Source organism: Haloarcula sp. H-hyl6 (genome assembly GCF_056934455.1).
Genome location: NZ_JBRIIK010000001.1, coordinates 1,591,437 through 1,609,594, shown reverse-complemented (window position 1 = coordinate 1,609,594; position 18,158 = coordinate 1,591,437). Strand labels below are relative to the sequence as shown.

Annotated in this window: 15 protein-coding genes; 9 read left to right on the top strand and 6 right to left on the bottom strand. The window is 68.2% G+C overall.

Annotated elements, in window-relative coordinates; translation table 11 throughout:
* Both Hhyl6_RS08525 and Hhyl6_RS08520 read right to left on the bottom strand, forming a co-directional pair.
* Complete coding sequence (locus tag Hhyl6_RS08525) at window positions 1-423, bottom strand: HIT family protein (RefSeq protein ID WP_483738782.1); 423 nt, start codon at window positions 421-423, stop codon at window positions 1-3.
* A gap of 68 nt (window positions 424-491) precedes the next feature.
* On the bottom strand, window positions 492-1,109 hold the full coding sequence (locus Hhyl6_RS08520; protein WP_483739688.1) for a uracil-DNA glycosylase: 618 nt from the start codon (window positions 1,107-1,109) through the stop codon (window positions 492-494).
* A gap of 111 nt (window positions 1,110-1,220) precedes the next feature.
* Between Hhyl6_RS08520 and ileS the strand changes: the two genes are divergently transcribed.
* The 3 genes from ileS to Hhyl6_RS08505 all read left to right on the top strand — a co-directional run bounded on the left by ileS (window position 1,221) and on the right by Hhyl6_RS08505 (window position 6,430).
* Window positions 1,221-4,448 carry an isoleucine--tRNA ligase gene (ileS, locus tag Hhyl6_RS08515; protein WP_483738781.1) on the top strand — a complete coding sequence of 1,076 codons (3,228 nt, stop codon included), beginning with the start codon at window positions 1,221-1,223 and terminating at the stop codon, window positions 4,446-4,448.
* Window positions 4,449-4,645: 197 nt separating this feature from the next.
* Window positions 4,646-5,080: an ester cyclase gene (locus Hhyl6_RS08510; RefSeq protein WP_483738780.1), complete on the top strand. Its 435-nt coding sequence runs from the start codon at window positions 4,646-4,648 to the stop codon at window positions 5,078-5,080.
* A 96-nt stretch (window positions 5,081-5,176) separates the two neighbouring features.
* Window positions 5,177-6,430 carry an MFS transporter gene (locus Hhyl6_RS08505; protein WP_483738779.1) on the top strand — a complete coding sequence of 418 codons (1,254 nt, stop codon included), beginning with the start codon at window positions 5,177-5,179 and terminating at the stop codon, window positions 6,428-6,430.
* Here Hhyl6_RS08505 and prs read toward each other — a convergent pair whose 3' ends face one another.
* From prs to hemL, 3 genes are all read right to left on the bottom strand, one after another.
* Window positions 6,431-7,285: a ribose-phosphate diphosphokinase gene (prs, locus tag Hhyl6_RS08500; protein ID WP_483738778.1), complete on the bottom strand. Its 855-nt coding sequence runs from the start codon at window positions 7,283-7,285 to the stop codon at window positions 6,431-6,433.
* 303 nt (window positions 7,286-7,588) lie between these two features.
* On the bottom strand, window positions 7,589-8,392 hold the full coding sequence (locus Hhyl6_RS08495) for an HVO_0234 family beta-propeller protein (protein WP_483738777.1): 804 nt from the start codon (window positions 8,390-8,392) through the stop codon (window positions 7,589-7,591).
* A gap of 1 nt (window position 8,393) precedes the next feature.
* Complete coding sequence (gene hemL, locus Hhyl6_RS08490) at window positions 8,394-9,731, bottom strand: glutamate-1-semialdehyde 2,1-aminomutase (RefSeq protein WP_483738776.1); 1,338 nt, start codon at window positions 9,729-9,731, stop codon at window positions 8,394-8,396.
* Window positions 9,732-9,955: 224 nt separating this feature from the next.
* On the opposite strand from hemL, the gene nasA reads away from it, so the two are divergent.
* The 4 genes from nasA to Hhyl6_RS08470 all read left to right on the top strand — a co-directional run bounded on the left by nasA (window position 9,956) and on the right by Hhyl6_RS08470 (window position 16,286).
* Window positions 9,956-12,031: an assimilatory nitrate reductase NasA gene (gene nasA, locus Hhyl6_RS08485; protein ID WP_483739687.1), complete on the top strand. Its 2,076-nt coding sequence runs from the start codon at window positions 9,956-9,958 to the stop codon at window positions 12,029-12,031.
* A gap of 313 nt (window positions 12,032-12,344) precedes the next feature.
* The gene (locus Hhyl6_RS08480; RefSeq protein WP_483738775.1) at window positions 12,345-13,667 is read left to right on the top strand and encodes an MFS transporter; all 1,323 of its coding nucleotides are present in this window, start codon (window positions 12,345-12,347) and stop codon (window positions 13,665-13,667) included.
* Window positions 13,667-14,251, top strand: a complete 585-nt coding sequence (gene mobA / locus Hhyl6_RS08475; protein WP_483738774.1) for a molybdenum cofactor guanylyltransferase — start codon at window positions 13,667-13,669, stop codon at window positions 14,249-14,251. Before Hhyl6_RS08480 ends, mobA begins: the two co-directional genes overlap by 1 nt.
* A 268-nt stretch (window positions 14,252-14,519) precedes the next feature.
* Window positions 14,520-16,286 (top strand): nitrite/sulfite reductase, encoded by a 1,767-nt coding sequence (locus Hhyl6_RS08470; RefSeq protein ID WP_483738773.1) that lies wholly within the window; start codon window positions 14,520-14,522, stop codon window positions 16,284-16,286.
* A gap of 187 nt (window positions 16,287-16,473) precedes the next feature.
* Here Hhyl6_RS08470 and Hhyl6_RS08465 read toward each other — a convergent pair whose 3' ends face one another.
* On the bottom strand, window positions 16,474-17,370 hold the full coding sequence (locus tag Hhyl6_RS08465; RefSeq protein WP_483738772.1) for a CPBP family intramembrane glutamic endopeptidase: 897 nt from the start codon (window positions 17,368-17,370) through the stop codon (window positions 16,474-16,476).
* Between the two features lie 102 nt (window positions 17,371-17,472).
* On the opposite strand from Hhyl6_RS08465, the gene Hhyl6_RS08460 reads away from it, so the two are divergent.
* Together Hhyl6_RS08460 and Hhyl6_RS08455 are read left to right on the top strand one after the other, a co-directional pair.
* Window positions 17,473-17,820 carry a helix-turn-helix domain-containing protein gene (locus Hhyl6_RS08460; RefSeq protein ID WP_483738771.1) on the top strand — a complete coding sequence of 116 codons (348 nt, stop codon included), beginning with the start codon at window positions 17,473-17,475 and terminating at the stop codon, window positions 17,818-17,820.
* Window positions 17,821-17,822: 2 nt separating this feature from the next.
* The gene (locus Hhyl6_RS08455; RefSeq protein ID WP_483738770.1) at window positions 17,823-18,158 is read left to right on the top strand and encodes a DUF7521 family protein; all 336 of its coding nucleotides are present in this window, start codon (window positions 17,823-17,825) and stop codon (window positions 18,156-18,158) included.

Genomic DNA, 18,158 nt, shown 5'->3' with positions numbered 1-18,158 from the left:
TCAGACCGCGTCGCCGATTTCCGACGCGATGTCGTCCAGTTCGTCGTCCGACAGCTCCGGCCGGTCGCCGAAGATGGCGTGAATCGGCCGCCCGCCGTCGTCGGAAAAGCGCGGGACGATGTGCCCGTGGACGTGGGGCACTTCCTGTCCGGCCTCCTCGCCGTTGTTGAACGCCACCGTGCTGGCCGGGGCGTCGACGGCCGCCTCGACGGCCGGCGTGAGTTCGTGCAGGGCCGCGAACACGTCGCTCGCCGCGTCGGCCGGTAGGTCGGCCATCGTCTCGTGGTGGGCCTTCGGAATGACGAGCGTGTGCCCCGGTGCCAGCGGATTGGCGTCCAAGAACGCCAGCACGGTGTCGTCCTCGTAGACGGTTCTGCTCGGGATGTCGCCGTCGACTATCTGACAGAAGATGCAGTCGTCCATGTCCGTGTGGTCGTCCGGTTTTCACATCAAGGTTGGCCCGGTCACAGCGACCGTTCGCTCGGCCGACGTCAGTTCGGCCGCGGCACCGTCTCCGCGACGGCGGCGACGTACCCCTCGCGGTCGTAGCCCAGTCTGGAGAGCCACACCTCCTGATAGCTCGGGTGCAAGAGCGGGACGACCGGTCGCCCGAGGGCGTCGCTCTCGAACGGCGAGAGGACGCTGTCGAGGAAGCCGGAAAGCGACTCCTCGTCCAGCGCCAACACCGTCTCGGTGGCGTGTCTCCCGGTGGTGAGGACCGCTCTCGGGTCGACGGTCTCGACCTCCTCGACCAGATAGGGCCGGCAGTTGTCGAGTTCCTCGCCCGTCGGGTCACGGTTCCCCGGCGGGTGGCACTTCACCGCGTTCGTGTAGTAACAGTCGTCGTGACCGAACCCGGCGTCGGCCAGTAGCCTCCGGACCTTCCGCCCCGACGCGCGGGAGGTGTAGGCCATCCCGGTCAGGTTCCCGCCCCGCCACGTCTCGGCCTCAGGGTCGCCCGCGGCCGGCGCTTCGCCGACCACGACCACCTCGGCGTCCAGCGGCCCGTTCCCCCACGAGATGCACTCGCGCGCGTCGGCGAGGGCGGGACAGCGCCGGCAGTCGGCGGCGAGTCGATTTCGCTCGTCGACGTCGGGGTACTCCGGCACACGCGAGCGGTGGGGCGGCGGGTCCAAAGCCCTGCTGGTCACGCCGGGAACGTCCCCCGAGACAGGTAGCTAACCGATTGCCCTTTAATGCCGGCGGCGAATGTGACCGATATGGAACGGTTCGCCGCGGTCGACGACCAGTACGACCCCGAGAGCGTCGAGGAGGGGGTCTTCGAGTACTGGGACGACGTCGACGCCTACGAGCAGACGGTCGAGCACCGCGCCGACGGGGAGGACTTTTTCTTCGTCGACGGGCCGCCCTACACCTCCGGGGCCGCCCACATGGGGACGACGTGGAACAAGACGCTGAAGGACCTCTACATCCGGTATCTGCGGATGCGGGGCTACGACGTCACCGACCGGCCGGGCTACGACATGCACGGCCTCCCCATCGAGACGAAAGTCGAGGAGCGACTGGACTTCGAGAACAAGAAGGACATCGAGCAGTTCGGCGAGGAGAACTTCATCGAGGAGTGCAAGCAGTTCGCCAACGAACAACTGGAGGGTCTCCAGAGCGACTTTCAGGACTTCGGCGTCTGGATGGACTGGGACGACCCCTACAAGACGCTGAACCCCGAGTACATGGAGGCCGCGTGGTGGGGATTCCAGCGCGCCCACGAGCGCGGACTGGTCGAACAGGGCCAGCGCTCCATCAACCAGTGCCCCCGCTGTGAGACCGCCATCGCCAACAACGAGGTCGAACGCGAGGAGGTCGGCAAACCGTCTATCTACGTGAAGTTCCCGCTGGCCGACCGCGAGGGGTCGCTCGTCATCTGGACGACGACGCCGTGGACCATCCCCGCCAACACGTTCGTCGCCGTCGACGGCGAGGTCACCTATCAGGGCGTCCGCGCCGAGAAAGACGGCGAGAGCGAGGTCCTCTACGTCGCCGAACCCCGCGTCGAGGACGTCCTCTCGAAGGGCCGGTACGAGGACTACGAGGTCGTCGAGGAGGTCACCGGCGAGGAGATGGTCGGCTGGGAGTACGACCACCCGCTGGCCGAGGAGGTGCCCGACCACGCGAGCGGCGAGGGGTCGGGACAGGTCTACACCGCGGAGTACGTCGACGCCGAGGACCAGACCGGTCTGGTCCACTCCGCGCCCGGACACGGTGAGGAGGACTTCGAGCGCGGCCGCGAACTCGGCCTCGAAATCTTCTGTCCCGTCGGCGGCGACGGCGTCTACACCGAACAGGGCGGCGAGTACGCCGGCACGTTCGTCCGCGACGCCAACGACGACGTCGTCGCAGACCTCGACGCGAAGGGACTGCTGCTTGCCAGCGAGTCGGGCTACACCGTCAACGAGGGGCACTGCTGGCGCTGTGACACCGGCATCGTCCGCATCGTCACCGACCAGTGGTTCATCACGGTCACCGACATCAAAGAGGAACTGCTCGACAACATCGAGGACAGCGAGTGGCACCCCCAGTGGGCGCGTGACAACCGTTTCCGGGACTTCGTCGAGGACGCCCCCGACTGGAACGTCTCCCGGCAGCGGTACTGGGGCATCCCCATCCCTATCTGGCTCCCCGACGACTGGAGCGGCGACATGGACGACGCCATCGTCGTCGGCGACCGCGAGGAACTCGCAGAGCGGGTCGACCAAGACATCGACCCCGATACGGTCGACCTGCACAAGGGCACCGTCGACGACCTCACCATCACGGAGGACGGAACCACGTACACCCGCGTCGGCGACGTCTTCGACGTGTGGCTGGACTCCTCCGTGGCGACGTGGGGCACCCTCGACTACCCCGAGAACGAGGAGGACTTCGAGCGCCTCTGGCCCGCCGACCTCATCATGGAGGCCCACGACCAGACCCGCGGGTGGTTCTGGTCGCAACTCGGCATGTCCACCGCCGCCACCGGCAAATCACCGTACAAGGAGGTGCTGATGCACGGCTACGCCAACATGCCGGACGGCCGCGGGATGTCCAAGTCGAAGGGCATCCTCGTCGACCCCCACGAGGTCATCGAGAAGCACGGCCGCGACCCGATGCGTCTGTTCCTGCTGTCGGTGACGGCGCAGGGCGAGGACATGAACTTCTCGTGGGAGGAGACCCAGGAGATGCAGCGCCGTCTCAACATCCTCTGGAACGTCGCCCGGTTCCCGCTGCCGTACATGCGGGCCGACGACTTCGACCCCGAGGCCACGACGGTCGAGTCTATGCGTGACGACCTCGAACTCGCCGACGAGTGGGTCCTCTCGCGCCTCCAGAGCGTCGAGCAGGCGATGACCGAACACATGGAGGACTTCGAGAACGACAAGGCCGCCCACGAACTGCTGGACTTCGTCGTCGAGGACGTCTCCCGCTTTTACATCCAGGTCGTCCGCGAGCGGATGTGGGAGGAGGAGGACAGCGACTCCAAGCAGGCCGCCTACGCCACGCTCTACCGCGTGCTGGAGGAAGTCGCCGCCCTCTTCGCCCCGTTCACGCCGTTCGTCGCCGAGGAGGTTTACGGCTCGCTGACCGGCGACGCGGGCCACCCGACGGTCCACATGTGCGACTGGCCCGAACCGACCGAGGACCTCCACGACCCCGCCCTCGAAGACGAGATGGAGGTCGTCCGGGAAGTCGAGGAGGCCGGGTCGAACGCCCGTCAGCAGGCCGAGCGGAAACTCCGCTGGCCGGTCACGCGAGTCGTCGTCGACACCGACAGCGACGCCGTGGCCGACGCGGTCCGCGCACAGACGGCCATCGTCGCCGACCGCCTCAACGCTCGCACCGTGGACGTCGTCGGCCCGGACGAGGCGTGGGGCGAACTCCACTACTCCGCCGAGGCCGACATGAGCGAACTCGGCCCGGCCTTCGGCGACGACGCTGGTCGCGTGATGAACGCCTTCAACGAGGCCCGACTCGAGGAGCCGTCTCTCGCTGCCCTCGAAGCCGCCGTCGAGGACGCGCTCGGCGAGGCAGTCGACCTGACCGAGGCGATGGTGACCTTCCGCCGCGAGACGCCCGAGGGCGTCACCGGCACCGAGTTCTCGGCGCTGGACGGCGGCGGCGTCGTCTACGTCGACACGGCGCTCACCGAGGACATCGAGAGCGAGGGGTACGCCCGTGAGGTCATCCGCCGGGTCCAGGAGATGCGCAAGGACCTCGAACTGGACATCGAGGCCCGTATCGTCGTGGACCTCTCGATTGCGGACGAGCGAGTCGACTCGCTGGTCCGCGAACACGAGGCGCTCGTCGCCGAGGAGGTCCGCGCCGACGAGTTCGGCGACGTCGAGGACGGGCACCGCAAGACGTGGGACGTCGAAGGCGTCGAGATGGAGATAGCTATCGCGCCGTGCGAGGCCGACCAACGGGAGGCCTCGGAACAGGCGAGCGGCGACTGAGGGAGCCGCGAGCCACGGCGGCGGCCGAAGCGTCCGACTGAAACCGCCGACTTCTCCTTCAGAACCGCTCTCGGAGCAGGACTCGGGAGCATCTGGTAACAAATGCTACCGTCCCGCACGGCGTAGTTCCCCGTAGCGCTCACTACGAAGTCACGCAGTCCGGGGGGACGCGTCGAACGGAGCGCACGGAGACACCGATGGCAGCAACAGCACCACTAGAAGAGGAAAAGCGAATCGCGCGACAGTTCCCGGAAGAAGTCGTGTCGGAGGGCGACATCGACCTCGTCGACGACATCTGCACGCCGGACGTCGCCGACCACAGTCCGCTGGGCGAAGTGTCCGGGCGCGAGGACCTGAAAGCACAGATACGCGGCATCCGCGAGGCGTTCGATGGCTTCTCGGCGTCCGTAGAGGACATCGTCGCCGAGGGTGACACCGTCGCCATGCGGGTGCGCCTCACCGGGAAACACACCGGCGAGTTCAGGGGAATCGAGGCGACCGGCGAGGACGTCGAGATAGAGAACATGGTGTTCAGCCGGTTCGAGAACGGATTGATAGCCGAACGGTGGGTCCAACCGGACATGCTCGGCCTCATGCAACAGGTCGGGGCCGTGGACCTCCCGCGGGAGTGAGTCGCCGACGAGGCGGCCGATTTCTTTCAGCGGCCTCGCGGGCGCAATCCGGCGAGACCGAAAGCGGTTAGGCCCGGAACAGACTGCTACCGGGCAGTGACGGAGAGACGACAACTACAGGCCCTGTTCTTCACCCGCTTCGCCAACGCCTTCGGCATCGTGACGCTGTTGACGCTCCTGCCGACGTACATCGACCTACTGGACCCCGAGGGGTTCGTCCTCGGGATGTTCGCCACGGGGCTGACACTGGCGCAGGCGGGCACCGTCCTCCCGGTGTCGTATCTGGGCGACCGGTTCGACAAGCGGACGATACTGCTGGCGGGGTTGGCGCTCGCCACCGCCGTCTACGGCCTGTTCCCGTTGGTCGGGTCCAGTTGGGGGTTCGTCTTCGTCCGCGGGTTGCAGGGCGTCGCCGCCACCGTCGCGGGCCTACTCGGGCTGGCGCTGGTCGGCCAACTCGCCCGCGAGAGCGAACGGGGCACCACCATCGGGATGTCGAACTCGTGGCGGTTCGCGGCGGCCATCGGCGGGTCGCTGTCGGCGGGCGTCCTCTACGATACGTTCGGCTTCGACGCGGTGTTCGGTCTGTTGATGGCCATCAGCGGCCTCGCCTTCCTCGGCGTCCTCGTCTGGGTCCAACCGGACGAGACGACCACGGAGGGGTTCGCATTCGCCGACCTCGCGCTGAACCGCCGCATCCTCACCATCACTAGTTTCCGCGCCCAGTACGCCGTCGCCGTGACGCTCGTCCGGACGTGGGTGCCCATCTTCGCCGGCGTGGCGGCCGCTCGCGGGGGACTGGGGTACAACGCGGCGATACACGGCGCGACGGCCGTCGCCGTCGTCCTCGCCGCCGAGAAGTTCACCAACATGCTCGCCCAGCCCTACACCGGACGCCTCTCCGACGAGTTCGGCCGCGCCCGGTTCGTCTTCGTCGGCGGCCTCTGCTACGGACTGGTGGCGCTCGTCGTCCCCTTCACGCCGGCTATCGGGGCGGCGCTCGGCCTCCCGTCGGTGTTCCCCTACTTCGGGGCCCTCTCGCCGGCGTTCCTCCCGCTGGTGGCACTGAACGGCTTGCTCGGGGTCGCCGACTCCATCCGTGAACCCGCGAGCATGGCGCTGTTCGCCGACGAGGGGAGCGACAGCGGCGTCGCCTCCAGTTTCGGCGTCCGCGATTTGGTCTGGCGGCCGGGGTCGGTCCTCGCGCCGCTGGCGGGCGGGTGGCTGACGACGAACGTCGGGATGGAGTGGGTGTTCTATCTGGGCGCGGCGTCGGCGTTCACCGGCGTCGCGGCGTTTCTGGGCATCCTCACGGTCCGGCACGGCCGGGCGGGACTGGCCGAGTGGTAATCAGAGTTCCGCGGCGACGACGGGCGCGGCGCTGACCTCGCTGACCACTCGTTCTAGGGTGTCGGTGCCGTAGACGGCCTCGACGCCGGCCGCAGAGAGCTTCGTCAGGGCGTTGCTCGCCAGCATCGGGTGGACGCAGGTGACGAACACGCGCGCTGCGTCTCGCTCTTTCAGCACCTCGATGGACTCGCTCATCGTCGACCCCGTGGCGATGATGTCGTCGACGAGGACCACGTCGCGGCCCGCCACGTCGGCGTCGCTGGGCGTAATCTGGACCGCGCCGCTGTCGTAGTCGCGGTCCTTCTCGAAGTAGTCGGTCTCGCCCTCGCCGTAGGCGTCGCGGGTCGTTATCGGGAGGTCGATGGCCCCCTCGTCGGGCGAGAGAAAGAGCGGGTCGGCCAAGTCCTCGGGCAGAGGGTCCGCGAGCACGCCCGATGCGTCGACGTGGGTCGTCGGCACGTCGAAGAAGTCACACACCGATGGTTCGTGGGGATTGACCGTGATGACGCGGTCGGTCCCCGTCGAGATGGCCCGTGCCATCGCCCGCGAGGAGACCGGTTCGCCCGCCCGGAACGCCTCGTCCTGCCGCGCGTAGCCCATGTACGGGAGGACGGTGACAACCTCACTCGCGCCCACTTCGCGGGCCGCGTCCTGCAACTGGAGCACCTGCACGTGGGCGTCGCTGTCGACTGTGGAGGCGACGACCACGGCTCGCTCGCCCGCGACGGACTCGGGCAGACGGACGACGTGTTCCCCGTCGGCGAACTGTTCGTACTCGACCCGTCCCAGTCGCTCGCCGGTGGCATCGGCCAGCGCCGCCGCGAACGCCTGCGTCTCCGCGCCGGGGATAATCATGTCCGAGGGGTGGCCGGCCGGGCTAAACCACTTTTCGATTCCGGGGCTAGGGAGGGCGATTCTGGGACGTACCGACGCTATCGAGGGGAACCGCCAGAAAGCCCCGACGCGCTCGACTCGCGCACCTCGCTGTGCGCTTCCGTCACTCGCTCCGCTCGCTCAGTCCAGTGCTTGCGTCGGCGTGCTTCGCCGAGCGCGTCGCCCCTTTCAGTCCACCCGGTCGGCTGTGTCGACTGCTGTCCCTTGCTGGCTGTGTCACCGGCCGAACTACGGCGGCTGTCGCGCCGCCAGAAAAGGCGTCTGTCAGGCCACGGCGACGCCGACGACGTCGGGCACGCCCAGCGAGCGCTGGCGCCACCCGCCGCGGCCGTCGGCGGTGGCGTCGTCAGGGGTGTCGACGAGGAAGGTGCCGTCCTCGGTGATGGCGTAGGTGTCCGTGCCGTAGGCCACGTCGACGACCCGTTCCCGCACGGGGAGGTCACACTCGCGCCAGTCGCCGTCGACCAACTCGTAGAGGGCGTCCTCGGCGGCGGCGTGGACTCGGGCGTCGCCGTCGCTCGCCACCGCGCCGTGGCGGCCCGACCGAACTTCGGTCCACTCGCCGTCGACCGGTTCGTAGAGGCCGTCGGTGGTGGCGGCGTATCCCGGTGCCACGTCCGTCACGTCCGCGAGGCCGAGACGTTCGCAATCGGGCAAGCGGTAGACGCCGTCGGCCGCCGCCAGTAGGTCGCCGTCGATGGCCCGCACGTCAGCGACGGCACCCAGTTCGACCCACTCGCCGTCGGCGTAGCGGGCGACGCGCCCCGCGCCGCCGGCCAGCAACCCGTCAGCGTCGTAGCCGACGGCCGTCGCCGCGCCGAACCCGGTCGGGGCGAACCCGTCGGCCGTCGAGACCAGCACGGACTCGTCGGTGGCGACGGCCACCTCTCCGTTCGCGCCGGCGACGTCGCGGGCGTTGCACCGCTCCTCGAGGCTGAACCGGCCTATCTGCCCGCCGGCCGTCTCGACGCGCGTGACCCCGAGGCCCGACGCGACGTAGGCGTGGGTCTCCGGGCGTTTCTCGCCGTACATCCGCTTCTCCGAGAGCGCGATGTCGTCGTCGCTCACTTCATATCGCCTCTTTGTAGGCTTCGAGGGCATCGTCTACGTCCTCTGCTGTGTGGGCATCACAGATGAACTGTGACTCGAACTGGTTCGCCGTCAGGAACACGCCCCGCTCTTTCATCGCGGGCCAGAACAGGCGCTCCCACCGCTCCGTCTCGGCCTGTTTCACGTCGCCGCCGTCCTTGGGGCAGTAGTCGTAGCGGGGGCACTCGGGCCGTTGCTGACAGCCTGCCTCGCAGTGTCCCTCGAAGGTATCCGGCCCGTCGCGGGTGAACACGACCTTGAACATCGAGTCCGTCCCGACGACGGTGTACTCGGGGGCCTGGTCCTCGAGGATGTCCTGTAGCCCCGAGCGCATCCGGTCGCCCAGTTCGTTCACGTGGGCGTATACGTCGTGTTCTGCCGCATACCGCAGCGTCTCCAGCCCCGCCGCCATCGTCACCGGGTGGCCGGAGAAGGTGCCGGACTGGAACACGTCGCCGGCGGGCGTGAACTGCTCGATAATCTCGCTCTTGCCGCCGATAGCCCCGACGGGGAACCCGCCGCCGACTATCTTGCCGAAGGTGGTGACGTCCGGTTCGACGCCGAACTTCCCCTGTGCGCACTGGAGGCCGCCGACGCGGAACCCGGTGATGACCTCGTCGAAGACGAGCAGCGACCCGTGGTCGTTACAGAGGCCCCGGAGCGTCTCGTGGTAGCCGTCGACGGGGTGGACGATGCCGTAGTTGCCGAGGATTGGTTCGGTGAGGACGGCGGCGATGTCGTCGCCGTGTTCGTCGAACACCTCGCGGGCGGCCTCGGGGTCGTTGAACGGCACCGTCAGCGTGTGTTCGGCGAAGCTCTCGGGGATGCCCGGACTCGACGGGTGGGTGTGGTCGCCCTCGCCCTCGACGAGCGTGGACTCCTGTGCGCCGTGGTAACCGCTCTGCATCACGACTATCTTGTCCCGGCCGGTGTAGCCACGGGCGAGACGCACCGCCGAGACGGTGGCCTCCGTCCCGGAGTTGACGAACCGGACCATCTCGACGCTGGGGACGTGGCGGGTGACGAACTCCGCGAGTTCGACTTCGACTTCGGTGGGCGCGCCGTACATCGGCCCCTCGGCCGCGCGTTGCTGGACGGCGGACTGGACCTGTTCGGGCATGTCGTGGCCCAACAGGAGCGGACCGTACCCCATCACGAAGTCGATGTAGCGGTTGCCGTCGGCGTCGACGACGTGGCCGCCGTCGCCCTTCTCGACGAAGAAGGGGTACGGGCGGACGGCCCGCACGGAAGAGTTCACGCCACCGGGCATCACCGACAGCGCGCGGTCGTACAGCGCTCGCGACTGCTCGTGGTTCATGGCGCGGGGTTCGAACGCGGCCAGAAAGAACCTGACGGGTCGTGCTGTCGCCCGGGAGGCAACTGGACGAATACGGGAACTATATCGAGAAAAGGTAGACTTTCACCAAGAGATAGCGTTTTATATTGACTATCCTTTCGTCTAGACAGAGATATGGTTGTAGAACGTGTTCTCCCATCGTCGCTTACCGGACGGACGTGCACCCAATCGGCGCGTGGTCCGTCGTGAGCGACTGGGTCCCCACGACGTGCATGCGCTGTGCCGTCGGGTGCGGGCACATGCACCGGGCCGCCGATGTCGGCTACGGTATCGACACGGTGCGCGGCGACGCCGCTCACCCGGTCAATCAGGGACTGGCCTGCGCTCGCGGCATTCGGGAGAGCCGCGACCCCGACGGTCGGTGGCTCACGCGGCCGATGGTCCGGTCCGACGGCGAGTTGCGACAGACGACGTGGGACGTGGCGCTCGCCCGCGCCGTCGAGGGCTTGCGCGACGCCCACGAGACCGGCCCCGATTCGGTGGCCGTGCTCGGGAGCGGCCAGCAGACCAACGAGGCCGCCTACGCCCTCGGGAAGGTCGCTCGCGGCGGCTTCGGCACGCGCATGTACGACGCAAACACCACGCTGTGCATGGCCAGCGCCGTGACGGCGTACTATCAGGCGTTCGGGAGCGACGCCCCGCCCTGTACGTACGGCGACATCGAGGACGCCGACCGACACGTGGTCTGGGGGGCCAACCCCGCCGTCGCCCACCCGGTGATGTTCCGCTGGATTCGGCAGGCGGCCGACGAAGACGGCGTCGAACTGCTCACCGTCGACCCGATACGCTCGGAGACGGCCGAGAACAGCGACCACCACGTCGCGCCCGACCCCGGGAAGGACCTCGCGCTGGCACGGGCCGTCCTCGCGCGGCTGGTCGCGTCCGACGGCGTCGACGAGGCGTTCGTCGCCGAGGCGACCGACGGATTCGAGGCGTTGCTCGACGCTCTCCCGACCGCCGCCGAGGCGGCCGCCGAGGCCGGCGTCGAGATGGCCGAGGTCGACCTGCTGGCCGACGCGATGGCCCAGCGCGCCCTCCTGTACTGGGGGATGGGTATCAACCAGCACGTCCAAGGCACCGAGACGGCCCGTGCGCTCGTGGACCTCACGCTGGCCTCGGGCAACCTCCGACCCGGCGGCGGCCCGTTCTCGCTGACTGGACAGGCCAACTCGATGGGCACCCGAATCTGCTCCTCGAAGGGGTCGTGGCCCGGTCAGCGAGCGTTCGGCGACCCGGACCACCGCCGCACCGTCGCGGACCACTGGGACGTGCCTGTCGACCGCCTGCCCGACGACCCCGGCCCCGGCCCGGTCGGGATGCTCGAAGCCGAACCCGCGGCCGTCTGGACCGTCGCCACCAACCCCGTCGCGGGGATGCCCGACGCCGACAGCGCCCGCGCGTCGCTAGCGGACGCCTTCCTCGTCGCACAGGACGCCTTCCACACGGAGACGACCCGACTGGCCGACGTGGTGTTGCCCGCGGCGACGTGGGGGGAGTCCGAGGGGACGACGACGAACATGGAGCGGACCATCTCGCGGGTCCGCGCCGCGACGGACGTCCCCAGCGGCGTCCGTCAGGACCTCGACGTCGTCGCCACTATCGGGTCCCGCCTGTTCCCCGGCCTCTTCGAGAGCACCTCGCCGGACCCCAGCGACGTCTTCGACGAGTTCGCCGCGCTCACCGAGGGCACCGTCGCCGACTGCTCGGGCATCACCTACGACCGCTTAGACGACGCCCACGCCGTCCGGTGGCCCGCCCCCGACGCGGAGAGCGCCGGCGGCTACCGGTACTACGAGAGCGAGGCGAGCGGCGACGAGTCGTGGGCGTTCCCCACCGTCAGCGGCAACGCACAGTTCTCGACCGGGCGGCAGGGCGACCTGCCCGAACCGACCGACGGCGACTACCCGCTGACGCTGACCACCGCCCGCGAGGCCGACGGCTACAACACGGGCGTCCGCTCGCGCGGCGGGGGTGCCGGTGACCTCGTGGCGCGCGTCCACCCCGACACCGTCGAGGCGCACGCCGAGTTCGTGGCCGAGGACCGACTCACCGTCGCTTCCCGCCGCGGTTCCGCGACGGTGCGTCTGGACCCCGACGAGGGCGTCCCGCGCGGGATGGTGTGGCTCCCGATTCACCACCCGGCGACCAACCGGTTGACCCTCTCCGAACGGGACCCCCAGTCGAAGGAACCGCACTTCAAGCAGTGTGCCGTCCGTCTCCTCGCGCCCGACGCCGAACTCCCGCCGGCCGCGGCCGACTGACGCCGCCCGGCGCTCGCGGTGTCACTCGTTCTCGCCGCCGCGCCCCAGTTCTCGGAATCCGTCGAATTGTCGACGGCCTCGGTGGACGTTCGGATTCCTTAAGGAGACAATATCCGATTGCAGATTGGCCGCCCGTCCAGTGGCACACGTCGAAACCAACTGTTCGTCAACGAGTATCGTTATTATGTGCTGGGACATTCGGATCATTCGTGCTGATGTGGCCACACATCCAGAATAACTTACGCTCGGTGGACGAACAGTCGCTAATGAACGTACGTGGCGTACGTCCGGTCGCCCTTCCGGAGGTGGCGGTATGGGGCTGATTCGGATGACGAAGTACCGGACGCTGTTGCTCGCGACCATCGGGTTCAACTTCTCCTTTCTCATCTGGTTCTCCTTCGCGCCGTTCACCGGCCCGATGGCCGAGGAGTTCGGTCTCTCGACGGCCGAAATCGGTATCCTCGCCAGTTCCGCTATCTGGATGGCACCGTTCGGCCGGATGCTGACTGGCTGGCTCTCCGACAAGTTCGGCGCGCCGACCATCTTCGCCATCGTGCTGACGTACGTCGGCGTGTTCTCGATGGCGAGCGCGTTCATCGAGACGTACTCCCTCTTTTTCGTGACCCGCATCGTCGTCGCGACGGCGGGCATCACGTTCGTCATCGGCATCCAGCACGTCGCCGAGTGGTGGGAAGAGGAGAACCTCGGACTGGCCGAGGGCATCTACGCCGGCGTCGGCAACGCCGGTGCCGCGGGCGGGGCACTCGTCCTCCCGCGCGTGTTCGGCAGTGGCTGGAGCGGCCCGCTGTTCTCGACGAACTGGCGCGCCGCCTTCTTCTACACCGGTATCGTCTCCATCGTCCTCGCAATCGCGTACTACACGCTCGGGGAGGCCGCGAAGTCCGAAGCGAAGCGGCAGGCGACCAAGGACAACGCGAGTTTCAAAGACTGGCTTCACACGGCCACGCGCTACGGAACCGTCGTCCTCGCGCTGGCGTACATCATGTCGTTCGGCCTCGAACTGTCGATGAACGGCTGGCTCGCGACCTACTACCGTGAGGCGTTCGACCAGAACAACCTCGTCCTCGCGAGCACCTTCGCCGCCACCTTCTCCATCGCGGCCGGCCTGCTCCGGCCCATCGGCGGCTACGTCAGCGACGTGCTCGCCCGCAAGGAGATGAACATCCTGCCCGTCTTCCACGGCCGCTACCGCGAGCAGTGGACGTTCGTCACGCTGTGTTTCATCGTCGTGACGATGTTCGGGATGACGCTCGCGGGCCTGTCGGGGGTCCTGCTCAACGCCGTCGTCGTCGGCTTCCTCGTCGGCACGGCCTGTGCCTTCGCCGAGGGCTCCATCTTCGCGATGGTCCCCTCGATGTTCCCCAACAGCTCCGGTGCGGTCGCCGGCGTCGTCGGCGGCGTCGGCACGGTCGGTGGCATCCTCTACCCGCTGGTCTACTCCGCACCGTGGCTGGCGAACCTCCACCTCGGCTACTCCATCGTCGGGGCGTCGATGGTTCCCATCGTCCTGCTGGCCGCGTGGGTGTTCCGTCCGGAGATAGCGAGCGTCGCCAACACTGCCGGCTTCGTCGGCGAGCGCAGTGCCACGGAGACGGTCGCCTCGGGAGACGACTGATGCGCAGCGGGGTCGTCCTCGCAGGCGGGTACTCCACCCGCTTCGGCGACGAAGACAAGGCGACGGCGGAACTCGACGGGACGCCGCTGGTTCGCCGCGTCGCCGACCGAATCGAACCGGCCGTCGACGAGGTGGTCGTCAACTGCCGCCGCGGACAGCGCGACGCCATCGCGGCCGCGCTGACGGGTCTGGACTACCGCTTCGCGGTCGACCCCGTCCCGAACGGCGGACCGGTCGCCGGCGTCCGGGCCGGATGTCGGGTCGCCCGTGGGCGACAGGCGTTCGTCACGGCCTGTGACATGCCGTTCGTCCGTCCGCAACTCGCCACCCGACTGTTCGAGTCGAGCGAGGAGGACGGCGCTGTCCCGCGTATCGGCCGCCGCCTCCGACCGCTGGCGGCCGTCTACGACACCGAGGCCGCCGTCGCGGCCGCCGACACGACCCTCGGAATGAGGTCCGGGTCGCTTCGAGAGATGCTCGAACGGCTGTCGGTCACAGTCGTTCCCGGCCCGGCACCGGCGCGCGCGGTCAGCGACATCGACACGCCGGCCGGCCTCCGGGCCGCCGAGTCACGGACGACGTGACCGGCGATGACTGACGGACGGAAGCGGCTACAATCCCGCCACCGTCTGTCGGTCGTCGGCGCCCATCCTGCCGGCCCTTAGAATCATTAAACACCTCCCAGACGGCTTAATTCTGGACGGCCGTCCGGAGCGAAACTCTATCTTTAGACTTTTTCAACGATTAGAGTTTTAGCAGTCCGCATTCACGCATCTGGTGTGAATTAACGGACGTTCGAATACAAATGAACGACAAAAACAAACGAATATTCGTGTCTCTGGAGGACTGACGATGGCACACAAGAAAGAGGACGTCAAGGGCGAACTGTACGGCGACGAGGTTCGAGAGAAACTGGAGGAGTTCGCCGAGCAGGGCTGGGAGTCCATCCCCGAGGACGAGCGGAGCGAGTGGTTCACGCGGTTCAAGTTCTGGGGCGTCTTCCACCACCGCGGCGGACAGGAGTCGTATTTCATGATGCGACTCACGAACTGCGGCGGGATTCTGGAACCGGAACAGCTCCGAACTATCGGCGAGGTGGCCCGCGACTACGCCAAAGGCCCCGCCGAGAATCCCGCGTTCGGCAACGGCTGGGTCGACTTCACGACCCGTCAGTCCGTCCAACTGCACTGGCTGAAACTGGAGGACATCCCCGAGATATGGGACAAACTCGAAGCCGTCGGCGTCTCCTCTCGCTCCGCCGGCGGGGACACGATGCGCAACATCTCTGGGTGTCCCGTCGCCGGCAAGGCCGAGGAGTACGTCGAGTCCCGCCCCATCTTAGACGAGATTCAGGAGACCATCCGCGGGGACGACGACCTCTCGAACATGCCCCGGAAGTTCAACATCTCGGTGTCGGGGTGCCGGCAGGGATGTGCGCAGGACGCCATCAACGACGTCGGCCTCGAACCCGCCCACAAGATAATCGACGGTGAGGAAGTCGAGGGGTTCAACGTCCGGGTCGGCGGCGGTCTGGGCGGCCGCGAACCCCGCGAGGCGCGCCCGCTGGACCTGTTCGTCCGGCCGGACCACGCCGTCGAGACGGTCCGCGCGTTCGTCGAGTTCTACCACGACGAGGGGAACCGCCAGAACCGCTCGAAGAACCGCGCGCGCTTCTTCGTCGACGAACACGGGACCGACGCCATCCGCGAGGAACTGGACGAGCGTCTCGACTTCGAGTTCGAGGCCGCGGGGACCGACTTCCGCGGCGAGTACTCCTACAACGCCGGCAAGTCCGCCCAGCAGGGCGCTCACGACCACGTCGGCGTCTACGACCAGCAGGACGGGCGGAACTACGTCGGCCTGTCGGTACCCGTCGGACGCATCGCCGCCGAGGAGGCCATCGAACTGGCCGACCTGGCCGACGAGTACGGCTCCGGCGAAGTTCGGCTGACCCGCCGGCAGAACCCGCTGGTCGTGGACGTTCCCGACGAGAATCTGGACGCCCTGCTCGACGAACCGCTGCTGGACAAGCACTCGCCGGAACCGAACCCGTTCGTGCAGGGTGCGATGGCCTGCACCGGGACGGAGTTCTGCTCGCTCGCGCTCACCGAGACGAAGGTGCGGATGGCCCGCCTCCTGCGATGGCTGGGGGACAACGTCGTGGTGCCGGACGACGTGGACCGCATCAAGATGCACTTCTCGGGCTGTACGGCCGACTGCGGGCAAGCGATGACCGCCGACATCGGCTTACAGGGGATGCGCGCCCGGAAAGACGGCGAGATGGTCGAGGCCATGGACGTCGGCGTCGGCGGCGGCATGGGCGACGACCCCGCGTTCATCGAGTGGGTCCGCCAGCGCGTGCCCGCCGACGAGGTGCCCGGCATGATAGCCAACGTCGTCGCGGCGTACGCGGCGCTGCGCTCGGAGGGCCAGACCTTCCGCGAGTGGGTCGACGCCACCGGCCACGAGACCATCGTGGAACTGGCCGAACCCGAGGAGGTCGAGGGGTACACCGACCCCTGTCTGGCCGACGGCAAGCAGTCGTGGTACCCCTTCGACGACGGCGAGAGTCCGGCCCCGACGGACGCCAGCGGTGAACCGCTGTCGGCCGACGACTGACGATGCCGGAAGAGAACGACCGTCGCCACGAATCGGACGCCGCACGCCTGCAGGCGGTGGCCTACGACGCCGCACCGGAACTGTACGAGTGACGCGGCGGCTGGCCGCCGGGGGCCGACGGTCCGGACGCTGGCGCTCCGACGGCGCGCGCCCGGGTCCGGTCCCCCCGTCGGGACGGCCTTCGCGGTCAGTGCTCGACAGCGTCCCCGCCGGACATCGTCTCGGCGCGGTCGGACCGTCTGTCTGCGGCCTCGGTCGCGACCGGCCCGGCCGACAGGCGCTTCCGACCGTAGCGCAGGAGCACGGCGAGCGCGGCGGTCCAGACGACGGCGGCGAAGACGAGTTCGAAGGGGACGCTCGCGGGCGGGTCACCGGTCGCCCGGACGGCGAACCCCGGCGCGACGTTGATGCCGCCGTGGAGCAGTATCACGGGGAGCAGGTGCCCGCCGGAACTGTTGTAGAGCCACGTGAACACGACCGAGAACCCGACGACCAGCGGGAGGTAGAATGCGAACGACGGGGTGGCGTACCCGGGGGCGTCCAGCAGGAACAGGGGGAGGTGCCACACCGCCCACACGACGCCGACGGCGACGCTCGCGGTCAGCGCGCCCACCCGTTCCTGCAACGCCGGGAGGGCGAACCCGCGCCAGCCGAACTCCTCCTGTCCGCCGCCCAGTAGCGCGGTGAACGCGACGGCCAGCGGGTACGTCGGGAGCGACGCGACGAGCGCTTCGCCGTCGAACGTGCCGGTCAGACCGACCAACACCGCCCCGATGCCGGCGGCGAAGACCACGGGAGCGGCGAGTGCCACCGCGTACCACCGCTTGCGGACCCGCCAGTCGAGGGCGTCGGTCAGCCACGCTCGCACGCTGTCCCCTCGTAGACGGACCACGAGGACGGCCGCGAGTGCCGGCCCGAACCCACCGAGAATCAGGTAGTGGGTCCGCACCGCCGTCCCGGTGGCGAGTAGCGGGAGCCAGAGGCCCCACGAGACGGTCAGGGTGAACGCGACGAAGGCGCTCACTTGGTGGCGTTCGACGAGCGTGGCGAGTCGACCGGCGGCGGACTCTGGCGGGGTCTGCATACTCGACCGGTCGGCCGACGGGACAATAGGGTGAGACGCAGGGCTTCACGCGCTGAAGTCGTCGGCACCTCTTTAGGGCCGTTCCGAGACTATCGACCAACCGTGCGTGAGGACGACCCGGACGTGGCGACCGTCGCGGGCCTACTCGAAGACGAGACGGCCCGCACAATCCTCACCGAGACGAGTCAGGAACCCATGTCAGCACGCCGCCTGAAAACACGCTGTGACGCGTCGGGACCGACCATCTACCGCCGTCTCGAACGGCTTCGGGACGCGGACCTCCTCGTCGAGCGGACCCAACCCGACCCCGAGGAGGGCCACCACAGGACGGTGTACGCGCCGAACCTCGACCGCGTCACCTTCGCCCTCGACGACGGTTCCCTGACGATGCGCGTCGAGCGTTCGGAGTCCATGGCCGACCGCTTCACCCGCCTCGTGGAGGAGATGTGACGATGACGGGCCTCTCACTCGCGGGCGTGACGCCACTCGTGCAGGCCGGGTGGTCGGTCTCGAATCCGGTCGACGTCGCGCTCCAGCTGTACGAACTGGTGGGTGCAGCCATCGGCCTCTTCATCGCCTATCTCGCCTACCGGGGGTACCGCCGGAACGACAGTCGACCGATGCTGTTCATCGCCATCGGGTTCACGCTGGTACTCGGGCTGCCGCTACTCGTCGTCCCGGTCTATCTGCTCGTGCCCGTCGCGGCCGGGGAACGGCTCCTGCAAGCGATTATCCAGACCTTCGAGATAGCGGGCCTGCTCTGTATCGTCTACGCGCTCCGGACCTGA

Bases quoted from the DNA above. Each gene is read 5' to 3' on its own strand.
- Hhyl6_RS08525 (WP_483738782.1), bottom strand. From the start codon at position 423: ATGGACGACTGCATCTTCTGTCAGATAGTCGACGGCGACATCCCGAGC.
- ileS (WP_483738781.1), top strand. From the start codon at position 1,221: ATGGAACGGTTCGCCGCGGTCGACGACCAGTACGACCCCGAGAGCGTC.
- Hhyl6_RS08510 (WP_483738780.1), top strand. From the start codon at position 4,646: ATGGCAGCAACAGCACCACTAGAAGAGGAAAAGCGAATCGCGCGACAG.
- prs (WP_483738778.1), bottom strand. From the start codon at position 7,285: ATGATTATCCCCGGCGCGGAGACGCAGGCGTTCGCGGCGGCGCTGGCC.
- hemL (WP_483738776.1), bottom strand. From the start codon at position 9,731: ATGAACCACGAGCAGTCGCGAGCGCTGTACGACCGCGCGCTGTCGGTG.
- Hhyl6_RS08480 (WP_483738775.1), top strand. From the start codon at position 12,345: ATGGGGCTGATTCGGATGACGAAGTACCGGACGCTGTTGCTCGCGACC.
- mobA (WP_483738774.1), top strand. From the start codon at position 13,667: ATGCGCAGCGGGGTCGTCCTCGCAGGCGGGTACTCCACCCGCTTCGGC.
- Hhyl6_RS08470 (WP_483738773.1), top strand. From the start codon at position 14,520: ATGGCACACAAGAAAGAGGACGTCAAGGGCGAACTGTACGGCGACGAG.
- Hhyl6_RS08465 (WP_483738772.1), bottom strand. From the start codon at position 17,370: ATGCAGACCCCGCCAGAGTCCGCCGCCGGTCGACTCGCCACGCTCGTC.
- Hhyl6_RS08455 (WP_483738770.1), top strand. From the start codon at position 17,823: ATGACGGGCCTCTCACTCGCGGGCGTGACGCCACTCGTGCAGGCCGGG.